The organism is Sphaerisporangium viridialbum, assembly GCF_049674955.1.
Classification (GTDB): domain Bacteria; phylum Actinomycetota; class Actinomycetes; order Streptosporangiales; family Streptosporangiaceae; genus Sphaerisporangium; species Sphaerisporangium viridialbum.
In genome coordinates this window covers 8,241,569-8,258,633 of sequence record NZ_CP187232.1, presented here as the reverse complement: position 1 = coordinate 8,258,633, position 17,065 = coordinate 8,241,569, and the positions used below count along the sequence as shown (strand labels likewise).

At 71.0% G+C, this 17,065-nt stretch carries 14 protein-coding genes and 1 pseudogene; 9 read left to right on the top strand and 6 right to left on the bottom strand.

Going from position 1 to position 17,065, the window contains the following annotated elements; all coding sequences use genetic code 11:
- Positions 1-34 precede the first annotated feature (34 nt).
- Positions 35-967 carry a nucleoside hydrolase gene (locus ACOZ38_RS37135; protein ID WP_424535652.1) on the bottom strand — a complete coding sequence of 311 codons (933 nt, stop codon included), beginning with the start codon at positions 965-967 and terminating at the stop codon, positions 35-37.
- A gap of 75 nt (positions 968-1,042) precedes the next feature.
- Between ACOZ38_RS37135 and ACOZ38_RS37130 the strand changes: the two genes are divergently transcribed.
- Positions 1,043-1,771 carry a DUF427 domain-containing protein gene (locus ACOZ38_RS37130; protein ID WP_405140800.1) on the top strand — a complete coding sequence of 243 codons (729 nt, stop codon included), beginning with the start codon at positions 1,043-1,045 and terminating at the stop codon, positions 1,769-1,771.
- Between the two features lie 69 nt (positions 1,772-1,840).
- Here ACOZ38_RS37130 and ACOZ38_RS37125 read toward each other — a convergent pair whose 3' ends face one another.
- On the bottom strand, positions 1,841-2,140 hold the full coding sequence (locus ACOZ38_RS37125) for a hypothetical protein (RefSeq protein WP_405140799.1): 300 nt from the start codon (positions 2,138-2,140) through the stop codon (positions 1,841-1,843).
- Positions 2,141-2,436: 296 nt separating this feature from the next.
- Between ACOZ38_RS37125 and ACOZ38_RS37120 the strand changes: the two genes are divergently transcribed.
- From ACOZ38_RS37120 to ACOZ38_RS37090, 7 genes and pseudogenes are all read left to right on the top strand, one after another.
- The gene (locus tag ACOZ38_RS37120; RefSeq protein ID WP_405140798.1) at positions 2,437-3,861 is read left to right on the top strand and encodes a helix-turn-helix domain-containing protein; all 1,425 of its coding nucleotides are present in this window, start codon (positions 2,437-2,439) and stop codon (positions 3,859-3,861) included.
- Positions 3,858-4,754 carry a phosphotransferase enzyme family protein gene (locus ACOZ38_RS37115; RefSeq protein WP_405140797.1) on the top strand — a complete coding sequence of 299 codons (897 nt, stop codon included), beginning with the start codon at positions 3,858-3,860 and terminating at the stop codon, positions 4,752-4,754. The genes ACOZ38_RS37120 and ACOZ38_RS37115 overlap by 4 nt, the downstream gene beginning before the upstream one ends.
- Before the next feature lie 72 nt (positions 4,755-4,826).
- Positions 4,827-5,984 carry a 3-carboxy-cis,cis-muconate cycloisomerase gene (pcaB, locus tag ACOZ38_RS37110; protein ID WP_424535651.1) on the top strand — a complete coding sequence of 386 codons (1,158 nt, stop codon included), beginning with the start codon at positions 4,827-4,829 and terminating at the stop codon, positions 5,982-5,984.
- A gap of 52 nt (positions 5,985-6,036) precedes the next feature.
- Positions 6,037-7,131 (top strand): 4-carboxymuconolactone decarboxylase, encoded by a 1,095-nt coding sequence (pcaC, locus tag ACOZ38_RS37105; protein ID WP_424535650.1) that lies wholly within the window; start codon positions 6,037-6,039, stop codon positions 7,129-7,131.
- Between the two features lie 319 nt (positions 7,132-7,450).
- Complete coding sequence (locus ACOZ38_RS37100) at positions 7,451-7,654, top strand: cold-shock protein (RefSeq protein ID WP_358548954.1); 204 nt, start codon at positions 7,451-7,453, stop codon at positions 7,652-7,654.
- A 119-nt stretch (positions 7,655-7,773) separates the two neighbouring features.
- Positions 7,774-9,507 (top strand): alpha-amylase family protein, encoded by a 1,734-nt coding sequence (locus ACOZ38_RS37095; protein WP_424535649.1) that lies wholly within the window; start codon positions 7,774-7,776, stop codon positions 9,505-9,507.
- A pseudogene (locus ACOZ38_RS37090) lies at positions 9,419-10,183 on the top strand (DUF998 domain-containing protein); the annotation flags it as partial. The gene ACOZ38_RS37095 and the pseudogene ACOZ38_RS37090, both read left to right, overlap by 89 nt.
- A 60-nt stretch (positions 10,184-10,243) precedes the next feature.
- Here ACOZ38_RS37090 and ACOZ38_RS37085 read toward each other — a convergent pair.
- From ACOZ38_RS37085 to ACOZ38_RS37075, 3 genes are all read right to left on the bottom strand, one after another.
- Positions 10,244-11,242: a hypothetical protein gene (locus ACOZ38_RS37085; RefSeq protein WP_424535648.1), complete on the bottom strand. Its 999-nt coding sequence runs from the start codon at positions 11,240-11,242 to the stop codon at positions 10,244-10,246.
- Positions 11,243-11,357: 115 nt separating this feature from the next.
- Entirely contained in the window at positions 11,358-12,344 is a 987-nt protein-coding gene (locus ACOZ38_RS37080) for a malate dehydrogenase (RefSeq protein ID WP_424535647.1), read from the bottom strand.
- 151 nt (positions 12,345-12,495) lie between these two features.
- Complete coding sequence (locus tag ACOZ38_RS37075) at positions 12,496-14,853, bottom strand: Tex family protein (RefSeq protein ID WP_424535646.1); 2,358 nt, start codon at positions 14,851-14,853, stop codon at positions 12,496-12,498.
- A 259-nt stretch (positions 14,854-15,112) separates the two neighbouring features.
- Between ACOZ38_RS37075 and ACOZ38_RS37070 the strand changes: the two genes are divergently transcribed.
- Positions 15,113-15,316 (top strand): SHOCT domain-containing protein, encoded by a 204-nt coding sequence (locus ACOZ38_RS37070; RefSeq protein ID WP_405140790.1) that lies wholly within the window; start codon positions 15,113-15,115, stop codon positions 15,314-15,316.
- Positions 15,317-15,346: 30 nt separating this feature from the next.
- Here the strand turns inward: ACOZ38_RS37070 and ACOZ38_RS37065 are convergent, their stop codons facing one another.
- The gene (locus ACOZ38_RS37065) at positions 15,347-16,816 is read right to left on the bottom strand and encodes a condensation domain-containing protein (RefSeq protein ID WP_424535645.1); all 1,470 of its coding nucleotides are present in this window, start codon (positions 16,814-16,816) and stop codon (positions 15,347-15,349) included.
- Between the last annotated feature and the right edge of the window lie 249 nt (positions 16,817-17,065).

Genomic DNA, 17,065 nt, shown 5'->3' with positions numbered 1-17,065 from the left:
GCCACGCCACCGATCCGCCCCTAACGCGCCCCCGCTAGTCGATCCGGCGGGCGACGTCCTCGTACACGGAAAGGACAAGGTCCCAGAAGCGGGACACGTCGAGCGAGGTGCCGACCATGGCGTTGGGCACGCGGCCGGCGAGGTCGAAGTCGGTCACGGTCATCCCCGAGGTGAACCGGCCGGCCGTCTCGACCTGGACGACCGCGGGTTCGAGCGTGACGAGCGAGGGGTCGATCAGGTACGCGATCGTGCAGGCGTCGTGGATCGCGGGGCCCTCGTCGGCCGTGACCATGCCGTAGAACTCCACGCAGGGCACGAGCAGGTCGGCGCCGAGCCTGCCCATGGCCCGCATGCGGTCGACCACCTTCCCGACGGCCAGGGCCTGGCGGCTCACGTCCAGGCCGAGCATCGTGACCGTCCATCCGGCGCCGAACGCGATCGCGGCGGCCTCGGGGTCGGCGGCGATGTTGAACTCGGCGGCGGGGGAGAAGTTGCCCCGGGTGTACGAGCCGCCGAGGATGGCGAACTCGCGGGCCCACTCGGCGATCCTCGGCTCCTTGAGCAGGGCGAGGGCCACGTTGGTGAGCGGGCCGATCGCGACCAGGGTGATCTCGCCGGGGGCGGCCCTGAGCGTCTCGATGATGAAGTCGGCGGCGTGCCCGTCGCGCGGCGACAGCGTGGCCTCGGGCAGCCGGGCCTCGCCGAGGCCGTACCGGCCGTGGACGACCGCCGCGTCCACCGGAACGCGCAGCAGCGCGCCCGCGCTGCCGGCCGTCACAGGGACGCCGGGGAAGCCGAGGAACTCCCGCAGCCGCAGCGCGTTGCCGGTCGTGTACGCGAGGTTGACGTTGCCGCCGACCGTGGTGATGCCCACGATCTCCAGGTCCGGGCTCCCGTGCGCGAGCGTGATGGCCAGCGCGTCGTCGATGCCGGGGTCGCAGTCGATGATGATCTTCTTGGGCGCCACCCATCCAGCTTGGAGGACGGCGCGACAAACCGGCAAATCGGGAATAGGGGTCGCGACTCCTCGGTTGCCCGGACCATGGAGCCGACCAAGCGTGGCCGGGTAAGGGTCGAGCCCACCGCCAAGCGTGTCCGCGCGTACATCGGAGGGCGGCCGGTGGCCGACACCTCCCGCGCGTTGCTGGTGTGGGAGATCCCCTACTACCCGACGTACTACTTCCCGACGGACGACGTCGACATGGAGCGCCTCACGGCGACGGGGCGCACCGACCACTCGCCGAGCCGGGGCGACGGCGACGTCCACGACATCGAGGGCCGGTCCGGCGCCGCCACCGTCTACGGCGACTCGCCCATCGATGAGCTCAAGGGCAGGGTGCGGTTCGACTGGGCCGCCATGGACGCCTGGTTCGAGGAGGACGAGGAGGTCTACGTGCACGCCCGCGACCCGTACACCCGGGTCGACATCCTGGCGAGCCAGCGGCACGTGCGCGTCGAGGTGGACGGCGTGACGGTGGCGGACTCGCGCGGCGCGCGCATCCTCTTCGAGACCGGCCTGCCGCCGAGGTACTACCTGCCGAAGACCGACGTCCGCTTCGACCTGCTGGAGCACACCGACACGGTGACGCACTGCCCGTACAAGGGCCAGGCGGAGTACTGGTCGGTCGGCGGCAACAAGGACATCGTCTGGTCCTACCGGTCGCCGCTCTGGGAGTCGCAGAAGATCGCGGGCCTGGTCGCCTTCTACAACGAGAAGGTCGACACCTACGTCGACGGCGTCCTGCAGGACCGTCCCGCCACCCACTTCTAGGTGGTTCCGCACGCGTAGGGCTCGCGCGTCGTGCCTCGCGCGAGCCGTACGGAACCGCCGGAGGAAAGGTCAGCGCCGGATGACGTGCAGGACGCTGGCGATGCGCTCCGCCGCCGTGACGATGTCGGAGGCGTGGCCGATGCGGCCGGCCCACGACAGCCAGAACCACCACTCGCCGTCCGCGGCGTTGGCGGCGAGCACGTCTTCGGTGACGGCCGGGGCCATCGGGTTGATCACACGGAGGCGCGGATAGAGTCCGGTGCGCGCCGTGAGGCGCACCTGGAAGGCGTGGGCCTCCAACTGCGCGGCGAGTCGCTCCAGGTGGTCGATGGCCTCGGCCGACTGGACGCTTGGTTCTGCCGTCTTCATGGTGGTCTCCAGCGGGGACAAGGTGGGACCGGTTGGGGACCAGACTGAACCCGCGGGCGCCTAGCGGCAATCAGAGCAAATCCACTGATAAGTGGAATACCGTCGGTTGGGCGCCAGGTTTACGTGGAAACCACGCGGGTGCCCAGGCATCAGTCCCATAACGCTGTAGGTCATTAGGTGCCGGCTGGTTAACATCTGGGAAACATCCGTAAGGCGGAACACTCCAGTGGCGGAGGGCGGAAATGGCCCGTGGAGAGCATTCCCCGGCGTGCGCGCGGCGCTGGAGGGAGCAGGCCGTGGCTCGGCAGTGGAGCCCATGGCAGACGGCCCAGGCCATCAACAGCTGCTGTGGCGTGAGCCTTCTCAAGGCCCACCGCCTGGCCCGCGGGTGGTCGGCGCGCCAGGCGATCGAGGAGCTCGAGCGGCTCTGTGAGACGCACTCGCTCGGCCTGCCCCGCGCCAGCATCGACCTGCTGAACGCCTGGGAGAACAACCGGGCGCGTCCCCGGCCGCAGACGATCGACCAGATCGCCCGGCTCTACTCCGCCAACGCCGTGCGCCTTGGCCTGGCGGCCGACTACTGCGACGACGGTGACAGCCCGAACGTCGTGGTCGTCACCCCGGCCCACGCCGTCCCCACCGAGGACTCCCTCCCGCATTCCCGCGTCCCCACGCTGGACCCCGACGACGAGGCCGAGCGCCGGGCGCTGTTCCACCACGCCCTGCTGAGCTCCGGCCTTCCCCTGAACGGCCGCCTGCTGGCCGAGGTCGAGCGCACCCGCCAGGACATGGACCGCACGCTGGCCACCGGCACGGTCAGCGAGGACCAGCTCGACCGGCTCGACGAGCAGGTGCTGCGCTACCGCCGCGAGTACATCAAGAGCGCCCCGCTGCCGATGCTCTACCGGCTCATGCTGGAGATCGCCGACGTCCGCAGGCTCGTGTCGTCCCGGCAGCCCGCGGTCACCCAGCGCCGCCTGCTGAACGCCACCACCATGCTGGCCCTGCTCTCCGCCGACGCGCTCATGAAGCTCGGCGACACCCGCCAGGCCCACGCCTGGTACGGCACGGCGCGGGCGGCCTCCGACGACATGGGAGAGGTCAGGCTGCGCGCCCTCGTGCGGGCGCAGGAGGCCATGCTGCCGTACTACTACGGCGACCTCACCGAGACCGTACGGCTCGCGCGCGAGGCCCGGATGCTCGCCGGGAGCGCTCCAAGTTCGCCCGCGGCGCTCGGCGCGGCGGCCGAGGCGAGGGCGCTGGCGCGCATGGGCGAGCACCAGGCCGCCCGCGTCGCGCTGGCCGAGGCCGAGCGCATCTTCTCCCGCATGCCCCGCGAAGGGGCCGACCACCTGGCGTTCCGATTCTCCGAGCGGCGGCTGCAGTTCTACCGCATGGGCACCCTCATCGAGCTGGGCGAGGCCGAGCAGGTGCAGGAGTGGATCTCCAGGCCCTCCAGCCCCTACACGATCGACCCGGCGCTCGTCCTGCTCGACCAGGCGGCGCACGTCGCCAGGGACGGCGGGTACGAGGAGGCCTGCCGGCTGGCCGAGCAGGCCCTCACCCAGGTGCCGCCGGAGCACCGCACCTCCATCGTCGTCACCCGGGCCCGAGCCCTGCTGTCCATCGTGCCGCGCGGGGAGCGGCGGACGCCCGCCGCCCGACATCTGCACGACCTGCTGGCGGAGGCGGGCCCGCAGCTCGCGCTGGAACGCCCATGAGCATGCTGGCGGACGAGGCCGCCGCGATCCTCGTGGAGGTGTGCGAGAGCGTCGGCCTCGACGCCCGGGACGCGCAGCTGCTCCGCGTGCGGAGCAACGCGGTCTTCAAGCTCCGCGACGAGATCGTCGTCCGCATCGCCACCGCGCCGGACGCCCTCACCCGCCTGCCCGTCGTGCTGGCCGTGGCCAGGTGGCTCGCCCAGCAGGGCTTCCCGACGGTCCGCCCGGCCGACGAGCTGTGCGAGCAGCCCCTGGTGTACGACGGGCGCGTGGTGACCTTCTGGCACTACGTTCCCGCGAGCGGGCGGCCGACGACCACGCAGCTCGGGAACATCCTGCGCAGCCTCCACCTGCTGCCGGTGCCGCCGTTCCCGCTGAAGCGGCTGTCCGACCCGCTGGCGGAGGTGCGCGACTCCGTGGAGCACCGCAAGGAGGTGCTGACCCCCTGCCAGCGGGCCTGGCTGCGCGACCGGGTCGCCGAGCTGACCACCCGGTGGGCCGAGCTGGACACGGCCGAGCCTCCGGTGCTGCTGCATGGGGACGCGTGGATCGACAACCTGCTGCGCTGCCAGGACGGCCACGCCGTGCTCTGCGACTGGGACGGGGTCGCCGTGGGGCCCCGCGAGTGGGATCTCGTGCACACCTACCACGGGCAGCGGCGGTTCGGCCTGACGGCGGCGGACGTCGACGACTTCGCCGGGGCGTACGGCTCCGACCTGCGCGCGTGGCACGGCTACCCGACGCTCATGGAGATCAGGGACATGTACGCCGTGGGCATCCACATCCGCAACGCGACCCGCGACCCCTTCTCCCGCAAGGAGCTGCCGCGCCGGCTCGACTCGCTCACGCGCGGTGACGGCCAGGCCCGCTGGTACCTCGCCGAACCGGCCTGATCGCGACCATGCAAAATAGGCACTGGGTCCGGTGTGCCCGGTCGCTGGTTTCGAGCAGGCAGGGGAGGCAGAGTGATCTCCGACCGCCCGCCCTTGGACGCGGGGCTGCTCTCGCCCGTACGGGCGGGCTCGGCCGTGGAGTCGGCGACCTCTGACGAGGCGTTCCTGCGGGGCATGCTCGACGCCGAGGCCGCGCTGGCCCGGGCGCAGGCGCGCCTCGGCATCGTGCCGTCGTCGGCGGCGGAGGCCGTCACCGAGCTGTGCGGCAAGATCGAGATCGACGTGGTGGAGCTGGCGCGCCGCGCCAGGGGCGCGGGGAATCCCGTGGTGCCGATGCTGGCGGAGCTGCGCGCGGCTGATCACTCCTTGAGCGGATTTATCCACCGTGGGGCGACAAGTCAGGACATTGTGGACTCGGCGCTCATGCTGATGGCGGCGCGAGCACGCGCGGTGATCGTGGCCGACCTCGGCCGAACGCTCGACGCCCTCGCCGGGCTCGCCGCCGAGCACCGGGACACCCCGATGGCCGGGCGCACGCTCGGGCAGCACGCCGTGCCCGTGACGTTCGGCCTCAAGGCGGCGGGCTGGCTGCTGCTGGTCCTCGACGCCCGGTCGGCCGTGCTTGGGGCGCGCCTTCCCGCCCAGCTCGGCGGGGCCGCCGGCACCCTGGAAGGGCTCGGCCCGGCCGGGCTGATGGACGTCTTCGCCGACGAGCTGGGCCTGGCGCGGGCCGTACAGCCGTGGCACTCGCGCAGGACGGCCGCGGCGGGGCTCGGCGCGGCGCTGGCCACGACGGCGGGGGCGCTCGGGAAGATCGCGGGCGACGTCGTCCTGCTGGCGCAGAACGAGGTGGGGGAGGTGGCCGAGCCGGCCGCCCCCGGGCGGGGAGGGTCGTCGGCGATGGCGCACAAGCGCAATCCCGTGCTCTCCATCCTGGTCAGGTCGGCCGCCTCGCAGGTGCCCGCCCTCGCCCAGATCCTCCAGTCGTCGCTGGTGTCCGAGCACGAGCGGGCGACGGGAGCCTGGCACGCCGAGTGGATGCCGTTCCGCGAGTGCCTGCGCCTCACCGGAGGGGCGGCGGAGCTGGCGGCCGAGCTGTGCGCCGGCCTCGTGATCTCTCCCGAGCGCATGCGTGCCAACCTCGCCGTCACGGGGGAGCTGTCGGGCGGGCTAGGCGCGTCAGGGGACCTTGTCGACCGCGCGCTGGAGGCGTACCGCGCGAGCCGGTGAGCGGCGACCGTGACAGGCCGGAACGGCCGATCACTGGAGGAGGGGAGACGACGTGGAACTGCGATACGAGGTGACCGGGCCGGACGACGGGCCGCTGCTGGTGCTGGGGCCGTCGCTCGGCACCACGAGGCACCTGTGGGAGCCCCAGGCGGCCGAGCTGAGCCGTTCGTGGCGGGTGCTGCGCTATGACCTGCCGGGGCACGGTGCCTCTCCTGTGGCCAAGGGCGAGTTCTCCATCGAGGACCTGGCGAGGGACGTCCTCGCGCTCGCGGACACCGAGCGGTTCGCGGTGGGCGGCGTGTCCCTCGGCGGGGCGGTCGCGATGGCCGCCGCGGCGCTGGCCCCCGAGCGGATCTCCGAGCTGGTGCTCTGCTGCACCTCGGCGCGGTTCGGGGACCCGGGGCCGTGGCACGAGCGCGCGGCGCGGGTGCGGGCCGAGGGCACGGGGTGGCTGGCGGGCATGGTGACCGCCCGGTGGTTCACGCTCGGGGTCGATCCCGAGCTGGCCGAGCCTGTGCAGACGACACTGCTCGGCACCGACCCGGAGTCCTACGCGCTGGCCTGCGAGGCGATCGCGGCCTTCGACCTGCGCGACCGGCTGCCGCGGATCACGGCGCGCACGCTGGTGATCGCCGGCGACCAGGACCCGTCGACCCCCGTGGAGCACGCCGAGACCATCGCCGAGGGCATTCCCGGCGCGCGCCTGGCCGTGGTGGCCGAGGCGGCCCACCTGGCCAACCTCGAACACGCCGACATCGTGTCCGGGCTGATGTCGCGGTTCCTCGGCCACGGCAGGGGCCTCAAGGTGCGGCGGGAGGTGCTCGGCGAGGCCCACGTCGAGAGGGCCCTGGGCGCCGCCACCGACTTCACGGCCGACTTCCAGGACTTCATCACCCGGTACGCGTGGGGGGAGATCTGGACGCGTCCCGGCCTCGACCGCAGGACGCGGAGCTGTGTCACGCTCACGGCGCTGGTCGCCCACGGGCACCTGGACGAGCTCGCCATGCACGTGCGGGCGGCGCTGCGCAACGGGCTCACCCCCGACGAGATCAAGGAAGTGCTGCTCCAGACGGCCATCTACTGTGGCGTGCCGGCGGCGAACGCGGCCTTCGTGGTCGCCCAGCGGGTGCTCAGGGAGGACGGCTGACCCGCCTGCTCGACCTGGCCCAGCGTCACTCTATGTAACGAAATATCGGTGTTTTTTGTGCTGTCCCAGGTGCATATGCGGGACCGGCTCGCGACACGCGTGATTCGTTTGTGATTCGGCGGGACAGCCGGTAGGGTCGACCCTGTTGCAGTCGTAGTTTCCTCGAACGTCTTTTCCTTAAAAGCGCCCGCGGGAAGTTTCCTGACAGCGGTCGTTCTGCTTCTTCAGCGGTTTCGTGGATGCAGGGTATGGTCCGCTACGCAGCCCCGTTCCGCCGACCTGGCGGCACGGTGAAGGCTCCTAAAAAGGAGAAGCAGAGTTGTCTGAAGGCACCGTCAAGTGGTTCAACGCCGAAAAGGGCTTTGGCTTCATCGCTCCGGACGACGGTACTGCCGATGTGTTCGTGCACTACTCGGCGATCACCTCCGGTGGCTACCGCAGCCTGGATGAGAACCAGCGAGTCACCTATGTGACCGTGCAGGGGGCCAAGGGCCCGCAGGCCGAGCAGGTTACCGTCATCTGACGACAGCCTTTCTCATCTGGGCCCGTACCGCATCACCGGTACGGGCCCTAAAGCTTTTCCGGGCACCCTCGTTCCGCCTTGGCAGATAGTTTGCCGTCCCTTGGGGTAGAGGCGGGCGGGTGAGACTCACCCATACCTCAGACCTGTGGTGGAAGAACGCCGTCGTCTACTGCCTCGACGTCGAGACGTTCGCCGACGGCAACGGCGACGGCATCGGCGACTTCCGCGGCGCCACCGAGCACATCGACCACCTCGAACGGCTCGGAGTGACCTGCGTCTGGCTGATGCCGTTCTTCCCGAGCCCCGACCGTGACGACGGATACGACATCACGGACTTCTACGGCGTGGACCCCCGGCTCGGCACGCTCGGGGAGTTCGTCGAGTTCATGCGCACCGCGCGCGACCGGGGGATCCGCGTCATCGCCGACCTGGTCGTCAACCACACCTCCGACGAGCACCCGTGGTTCAAGGACGCGAGGTCGTCCCGCGACTCGCGCTACCGCGACTGGTACATCTGGTCCGACACCCCCGAGCCCGACGACCCCAAGGGCGTGGTCTTCCCCGACAAGGAGGACAGCCTCTGGGAGTACGACAAGGGCAGCGAGCAGTATTACTACCACCGCTTCTACCGTTTCCAGCCCGACCTCAACGTCGCCAATCCCGAGGTGCGCGACGAGATCGCCAGGATCCTCGGGTTCTGGATGGAGCTCGGGCTTTCCGGATTCCGCGTCGACGCCGTCCCGTTCCTGGTGGAGGACGTCTCCAAGAAGGAGGACACCAAGAAGGCCGAGGCAGAGGGACAGGACGGCAAGCTCCCCGACGTCCACGAGTTCCTGCGCGACATGCGGGCGTTCATGAACCGCAGGGACGGCAGCGCCGTGCTCCTCGGCGAGGTCAACCTCGAATACCCGGACCTGCTGAAGTACTTCGGCAACGATCTCGGCGACGAGGTCACGATGTGCTTCGACTTCATCGGCATGCAGCGCATGTACCTCGCGCTGGCCAGGGGCGACGCGAGCCCGCTCGCCGGCTCGCTGAGGGAGCGCCCGGCCCCGCCGAGGGACAGCCACTGGGCCACGTTCGTCCGCAACCACGACGAGCTCACGCTGGACAAGCTGACCGAGGCGGAGCGCCAGGAGGTCTTCAAGGCGTTCGGCCCCGACAAGGACATGCAGCTGTACGGCCGGGGGCTGCGCCGCCGCCTGCCGCCCATGCTGGACGGCGACCAGCGGAAGATCAGGATGGTGTACAGCCTGCTCTTCTCCCTGCCGGGCACACCCGTGCTCTTCTACGGCGAGGAGATCGGCATGGGGGAGAACCTCCAGGTCGAGGGCCGGGAGGCCGTGCGGACGCCGATGCAGTGGACGCCCCACAAGAACGGCGGCTTCTCCACCGCGGACCCGAGGTCGTTCCGCAACCCCATGATCGAGGGCAGGTACGGCCCCGAGCACGTCAACGTCAGCGCCCAGCGGCGCGACCCCGGCTCGCTGCTCATGTGGATCACCAAGCTGATCGAGCAGTACCGGGGCTGTCCGGAGCTGGCCTGGGGTGAGTACACGGTGCTGGACACCGGGGAGCCCGCCGTGCTGGCCCACCGCGCGGACATCGACGGGGCCACCGTGATCGCCCTGCACAACTTCGCGGGCAAGGAGGTCTCCTTCGAGCTCACCCTCGACGACCTCGACGACGGCCAGGTGCTGACCGACCTGCTGGTCGACGGCACCGAGAAGATCTCGTCCGACGGCAGGGTGAAGATCGTGCTGGATGCGTACGGCAGCCGGTGGCTCCGTGCCTCCGAGCCCGAGCTGGCCCCCGCCGACTCCGCCGACGTGGCCGAGTCAGCGGGCCGGTGACCCTGACCGGGGGCCGTCTGGGGTCGTTTTACCTGGTGGACGCGCATCGACCCTGAGCTCGGGCCGCGTCGGGGCGTGCGGACGTCGGGGTCGGGCCGGGGGTGCTCCAGGGCTCGATCCGGTCGATCTCCGATGCCTCTATGTCATGCCGGCCGCCAAAGTCAAGTGCATGACGAATCGTTTGACGGCCGGCGGGTTCGCCGCCATCGCCGGGGGCGCCGCCGCCATGGTCACCGTCCATCTGACCTCCGACCTGGACCCGCTCCGGGGGATGATCAGCGAGTACGCCTTCCACCCGCACGGGTGGCTGCTGGCGGCCTCGCTGACGCTGTTCGCCGTGGGGTCGGCGCTGTTCGCCATCGAGATGTCGCGGCAAGGCGGAGAGCGTGCCACGGTGGCGCTGGTGGGCGTGTGGGGCTGCTGCATGTTGATGATCGCGGCGTTCCCCACGGACCGGCCGGGGATGTCGTTGTCGATGTCAGGGGGCATCCACCGTTACGCCGCCTTCGCCGCGTTCGTGGCCATGCCGGCGGCGGGGCTCGTGGTGGCGTCGCGCGGGGGCGAGCGGGCCCGCCTGTTGAGATGGCTGAGCCTCGCCGCCGCCTGCTTCCTGGTCCTGGTGCTCCTGCCCTACGCCGTGCGGATGTTCGGCGCCGACCCCGGTGCCGTCCCCGCCGGGCTGACCCAGCGGCTGGTGGTGGTCACCGAGGTCGTGATCCTCGCCCTGATCGGGCTGTCAGCCGCCGCACGCCGCGAAGGTGAACGCGTTCTTGATCTTGTAGGAGTCGCGGACCTTGACGGCGCCGGTACCCGGATCGATCCGCAGGATGGTCATGGTGTCCGGCTTGCCGTCGCCGGACTGGAGGACGTGCGCGGTGACCTCGCGGGCGCCCGTCCAGTCGATCATCTGGGGCACCTCGTCGCCCGGCAGCCGCACGCGGGTGCTTCCCACCACGGTGTCGGACGCAAGGTCGTAGACCTTCAGGGTGCGCGTTCCCGGTGAGTAGAACGCGACGGAGCGACCGTCGGCGTGCAGCGCGAGCGCCTGGTCCTGCGCCACGACCTGCGGCGGCTCCCGGCGCGCCACCTCTTTCCCCTGGAGGTCGTAGGTGATGAGCATCGTGGTGTTCTCGTCGGTGGTCAGCGTGGTGAGCACCTCGTCCTCGTCCGCGCTGAAGCCCGCGAAGGCCCGGTGCGCGGGGATGGCGCCGAGCGCCTTCCCGGCCGCGACGTCGAACAGGCGGATGAACCTCTGGTCGCCGTCCTCCACGGCCAGGCCGGCTCCCGTGGGGGACAGGCCGAGCGTCACCCCGGCCATGTTCGTACCCTTGGGCATCGCGTCCACCGGCATGACGTGGACCTTCCCGGTGAGCTCCCGTACCACCAGGCGATCGTCACGCTCGCGGACGTAGGCGACGTAGCGGCCGTCGCCGCTGACCGCCACGGGGGCGGGCACGTCCTTGACGACCTTGCCGCGCGCGTCGCGGGGGTGGATCCGGGCGCCGGCCAGGGCGACCGTCCTGCCGCTGTGCAGGTAGAGCTGCCAGGGCCCGCAGGGGACCTCGTCCTTGTTCTTGTTCACGCATCTCTTGAGCGAGGCGTACCGGATGGAGTCGGAGTGCTCACCGTGCTCGGCGTGCCGGGCGGCGGGCGTCGTGGTCGCGGCGGCCGTACCAGCCGGTACGGCTGTCGCCGCGAGGACCAGGACGAGCGCACCCAGGGCTTTCAACATCATGATTTTTCTCCCTTCGCCCGGTTAGACAACCGTGCGGGCGAAGAGGTTCACGCCGTCGCCGCCCCGGGATCCGGACAGATCCCGGGGCCGGGCTCCGGCGTGCCGAGGGGGCGGCTCAGATGAGCCCGAGCTCCTTGACCGCGTCGCGCTCCTCGCCGAGCTCGCGCACCGAGGCGTCGACGCGCTCCCGGGAGAACTGGTTGTGCGACAGGCCCTGGACGATCTCCCAGCGACCCCCGCGGGAGACGGCCGGGAACGAAGAGATCAGGCCCTCGGGCACGCCGTACGAGCCGTCGGACGGGAGCGCCACGGAGGTCCAGTCACCCTCGGGGGTGCCGTTCACCCAGTCGTGGACGTGGTCGATGGCCGCGTTCGCCGCCGAGGCGGCCGAGGACGCGCCGCGCGCCTCGATGATCGCGGCGCCGCGCTTGGCGACCGTGGGGATGAAGGTGTCGCGCAGCCATCCCTCGTCGACCTGCTCGGCGGCGATCTTGCCGTTGACCTCGGTGTTGTAGAGGTCGGGGTACTGCGTGGCGGAGTGGTTGCCCCAGATGGTCATCTTGGTGATGGCCGTCACAGGGACGTCGAGCTTGGTGGCGAGCTGAGAGAGCGCGCGGTTGTGGTCGAGCCTGGTCATCGCCGTGAACCGCTCGGCGGGGACGTCGGGCGCGTGCGACTGGGCGATCAGCGCGTTGGTGTTGGCGGGGTTGCCGACGACCAGGACGCGCACGTCGTCGGCCGCGTGGTCGTTGATCGCCTTGCCCTGCGGCCCGAAGATGCCGCCGTTGGCCTGCAGCAGGTCGCCCCGCTCCATGCCGGCGGTGCGCGGCCGGGCGCCCACGAGGAGCGCGATGTTGGCGCCCTCGAAGGCGACGTTGGCGTCGTCGCTGATGTCGATGCCCTGGAGCAGCGGGAACGCGCAGTCGTCGAGCTCCATGGCGGTGCCCTCCGCGGCCTTGACGGCCTGCGGGATCTCAAGAAGGCTCAGCCGCACCGGCACGTCCGGGCCGAGCAGGTGGCCTGAGGCGATGCGGAAGAGCAGCGCGTAGCCGATCTGGCCGGCGGCGCCGGTGACGGTGACCTTGACGGGAGCCTGCGACATGACGTTCCCCTACGTGGGCGGTTGACGGTTTCACGAACAGCCGAAGGGTATCCGTTCGATTCTCCGCCTTCCGAACGCAGGTCCTTCCTGCGGCCTCGCCGGTACGCCCGGACCCGCCGGGCGTACCGATTCTCCGGACGTCTGCCGCGAGTTACTTGATGCCCTTGTCGAGGCCGGCCTTGCGGAGGGCCTCGGCCAGGGCGCCGCCGCCGGCCGGTGCGGCCCGGTCCTGCCTCGGCCGGCCTCCGCCGCGCTGCCCCTGCCCGGGCTTCTTGCCGCCCCTGCGGTCGCGGTCGCGGTCGCGGTCGCCGTCCGCGGCCGGAGCGTTCTGGGCGGTCTCGTCTTCGAGGCGGAGGGTGAGGGAGATGCGCTTGCGGGGGATGTCGACGTCGAGCACCTTGACGCGGACGATGTCGCCCGGCTTCACGACCTCGCGCGGGTCCTTCACGAAGGTCCTGGACATGGCGGACACGTGGACGAGGCCGTCCTGGTGGACGCCCACGTCGACGAACGCGCCGAAGGCGGCGACGTTGGTGACCACGCCTTCCAGCAGCATGCCGGGTGACAGGTCGGAGATCTTGTCCACGCCCTCCTTGAAGGTCGCGGCCTTGAAGCCGGGTCGCGGGTCGCGGCCCGGCTTCTCCAGCTCCTTGAGGATGTCGGTGACGGTCGGCAGGCCGAAGGTCTCGTCGGCGAACTGCGCCGGCTTCAGTGAGCGCAGCACCGCGCCGTTGCCGATCAGGGTCTTCAGGTCGCCGCTGGTGGCGTCGATGATGCGCCGCACCACCGGGTACGCCTCCGGGTGCACGCTGGAGGAGTCGAGGGGGTCGTCCCCGCCGGGGATGCGCAGGAAGCCGGCGCACTGCTCGAACGCCTTCGGGCCGAGCCGGGGCACGTCCTTGAGCGCGCGGCGCGACCGGAACGGCCCGTTGGCGTCGCGGTGCAGCACGATGTTCTCCGCGAGCCCGGAGCCGATGCCGGAGACGCGGGTCAGCAGCGGCGCGGAGGCGGTGTTGACGTCCACGCCGACGGCGTTCACGCAGTCCTCCACCACGGCGTCGAGCGAGCGCGAGAGCTTGGTCTCGGACAGGTCGTGCTGGTACTGCCCGACGCCGATCGACTTGGGGTCGATCTTGACCAGCTCGGCCAGGGGGTCCTGGAGCCTGCGGGCGATGGACACCGCGCCGCGCAGGGAGACGTCCAGACCGGGAAGCTCCTGCGAGGCGTAGGCGGAGGCGGAGTAGACCGAGGCCCCGGCCTCCGAGACGACGATCTTGGTGAGCTTGAGGTCGGGCTGCTGCTTGATGAGGTCGCCGGCGAGCTTGTCGGTCTCGCGGGAGGCGGTGCCGTTGCCGATCGCGATCAGCTCGACGCCGTGCTCGCGGGCCAGCCGCGCGAGGACCGCGATCGACTCGTCCCAGCGGCGTCTCGGCTCGTGCGGGTAGATCGTCTCGGTGGCGACGACCTTGCCGGTGGCGTCCACGACGGCGACCTTCACGCCCGTACGCAGGCCGGGGTCGAGGCCCATGGTCGGCCGGGTGCCCGCGGGGGCGGCGAGCAGCAGGTCGCGCAGGTTGGTGGCGAACACCCGCACCGCCTCCTCCTCGGCGGCCTGCCACAGGCGCATGCGCAGGTCGATGCCGAGATGGACGAGCACGCGGGTGCGCCAGGCCCAGCGCACGGTGTCGAGCAGCCAGCGGTCGGCCGGCCTGCCCCGGTCGGCGACGTCGAAGCGCCGCGCGATGCGCTGCTCGTAGGTGTTGGGGCCGTCCTCGGCGGGCGCCTCCTCGGGCTCCAGCGTGAGGGTGAGGACCTCCTCCTTCTCGCCGCGGAACATCGCCAGGATGCGGTGCGAGGGCAGCTTGGTGAAGGGCTCGGCGAAGTCGAAGTAGTCGGAGAACTTGGCGCCCGCCTCCTGCTTGTCGTCGCGGACCCGCGCGACGAGGCGGCCACGCGACCACATCTGCTCGCGCAGGCCGCCGATGAGGTCGGCGTCCTCGGCGAAGCGCTCGATCAGGATGGCCCGCGCGCCCTCCAGCGCGGCGGCGGCGTCCGCGACGCCCTTCTCGGCGTCGACGAAGGCCGCCGCGGCCGCCTGCGGGTCGACCGAGGGGTCGGCGAGCAGCCCGTCGGCGAGCGGCTCCAGCCCCGCCTCCCGGGCGATCTGCGCCTTGGTGCGGCGCTTGGGCTTGTACGGGAGGTAGATGTCCTCCAGGCGCGCCTTGGAGTCGGCCGCCATGATCTGCGCTTCCAGCGCCTCGTCGAGCTTGCCCTGGGAGCGGATCGACTCCAGGATCGCCGTGCGCCGCTCCTCCAGCTCGCGCAGGTAGCGCAACCGGTCTTCGAGCGTGCGCAGCTGCGCGTCGTCGAGCATCTCGGTCGCTTCCTTGCGGTAGCGGGCGATGAACGGCACGGTGGCGCCGCCGTCGAGCAGCTCGACGGCCGCCTTCACCTGGCGCTCGCGCACGCCGAGCTCATCGGCGATCTGCTGATGAATGGAGATCGTCACGATCCTGGTCCGCCTTCGCATTGAGGTTCGGGGTCGATTGTGCAGGCTCCGCACACCGATTGTCGCGCGGAGGCGCCCCGGCTCCCCCCTTGGCGCCGGTCGTCGTCCCCCCACGTCATTAGTTGAATGCTCAAGTATTACTATACGCCCACGAAGCTGCGAGACTGGGAGCGCGCGACCTGGGTACCGGGGCTTGTCGCGCCCGGTGAGCACGGGAGCGTCGTGACGGCCCTGCGATCGCAGGGAATGGGAGGCTGGCGTGAAAACCGTGCTGCTGCTCTTCGGGCTGATCATCATCATCGCGTGTGTGCTCATGCTGCTGCGCACCTCGGCACCCAGGCGTGCGGCCGAGCCGCCCGCCGCCGACAACCCCAAGGAGATCCTCAAGCGGCGGTACGCCGCCGGGGAGATCGACGAGGACGAGTACCTCCGGCGGATGTCCGGCATCTCCCAGGACTGGTGACGCCGAGCCGAAGGTGTACCCGACGTTGGCCTAGGCGCCGCGCTCGTCCGGCGGCAGGAACGCCGGCCGCGAGACCCGCTGAGCGGGATCCGTGACGACCGACCTCAGCACCGTCTCGTAGCGACGGGCCAGGCGGGCGATGGTCGGGGCGTCGAACAGGTCGGTGTTGTAGGTGAAGGCGACGAACAGGCCGTCGGCGTCACGGGTGACGTCCAGCGACAGGTCCATCTTGCTGTACCGGAAGCCCGGGTCGAAGGGCTCCACCTCAAGGCCGGCGAGCGCCAGCCGTCCGTGGCCGGCGTCCGCCTGGTTCTGCTGGATGAACATCGTCTGGAAGAGCGGGGTGCGGCTGAGGTCGCGGGGGACCCGCAGCTCTGTCAGCAGCCGCTCGAACGGCACCGCCTGGTGGCCGAAGGCGCCCAGCGCGTCCTTGCGCACCCTGCGCAGGAGGTCGGCGAACGGCGGGTCCCCGCCGAGGTCGGCGCGGAGCACCAGCGTGCTGGAGAAGAACCCGATCAGGGGCTCCAGGTCGGGATCTGCGCGGCCGGCGATCGAGGACCCGACGGCGAAGTCGGCCTGGCCGGTATGGCGGGAGAGCAGCACCTCATAGGCGGCGAGCAGAGTCATGAACGGCGTGCAGCGATGCGCGCGCGCGACCCGTTCGACGCCCTCGGCCACCTCCAGGGGCACCCGCAGGACGTGGACGTCGCCGCGTGAGCTCCGCACCGCGGGCCGGGGCCGGTCGGCGGGCAGGTCGAGCGTGGGCAGGCCGGCGAGCCGTTCCTTCCAGTACGCGAGGCCGGCCTCTTCGTCGTCCCGTGGAGCGCGCACGTGGTCGGCGTACTGGAGGGGAAGCTCCGGGAGCGGCGACGGCCCGCCCTCGCGGAAGGCCTCGTACAGCGTGGCCAGCTCGCGGTACAGCACGGTCAGCGACCACCCGTCGGCCACGATGTGGTGGACGACCAGGCAGAGCACGTGTTCCAGGGCGGAGAGGCGGAGGAGGGAGACCCGCAGCAGCGGCGCCCGGCCGAGGTCGAACGGCCTGTTCGTACGCTCGGCCACCAGCTCCCGCGCCCGCCTCTCGCGGTCGGCGGCGGGGAGCGCCGAGAGGTCCAGATGCTCGACGGCGAGCGGCGCCGGGGCCATCACCTGCTGGACGGGACGGCCGTCGCCGCGAAAGCGGGTGCGAAGCGCGCCGTGCCGGGCGACGATCGCGTCCACTGCCCGGCCGAGGGCGCCGGCGTCCAGGGGCCCGCGCAGGCGTTCGGTGACGAAGATGTTGAACGACGCGTCGGCGGGGTCGAACCGCTGGAGGAACCACACCCGTTCCTGGCCCGCCGTCAGCGGGAACTCGTCGACCGGCGGCGCGGTGTCCTCCGGGCCCCGGGCGCCTTCCGCGACGGGCGGCCGGTAGGTGAGCCGTCGTGCGAGCAGGGACCGGCGGACGGACGACAGGGAGATGCCGTCGCCGGGGTCCTCGGGAGTCGATGCTGCGGGCATGGTGAACCCGTCTTTCGAAGTCCGGTTCCTCGTCGGTGGAGGCGGTTGAGGTCGGCTGACATGCGGCTATATCGCGTCGGCGGCGCTGCGCGAGGAAAATCTACATATCGCGGCACTGATCAATGGACCGTACGCTATGAAGGGGAAATACGAATTGTCAATAGCACCCCGCCGGGGACATCTGATGCGAGAAGCCACTGGATAAAGGGGTCTCCGCCGAAGCGGCCTTGACAGGGCGGCGGCGCGGGA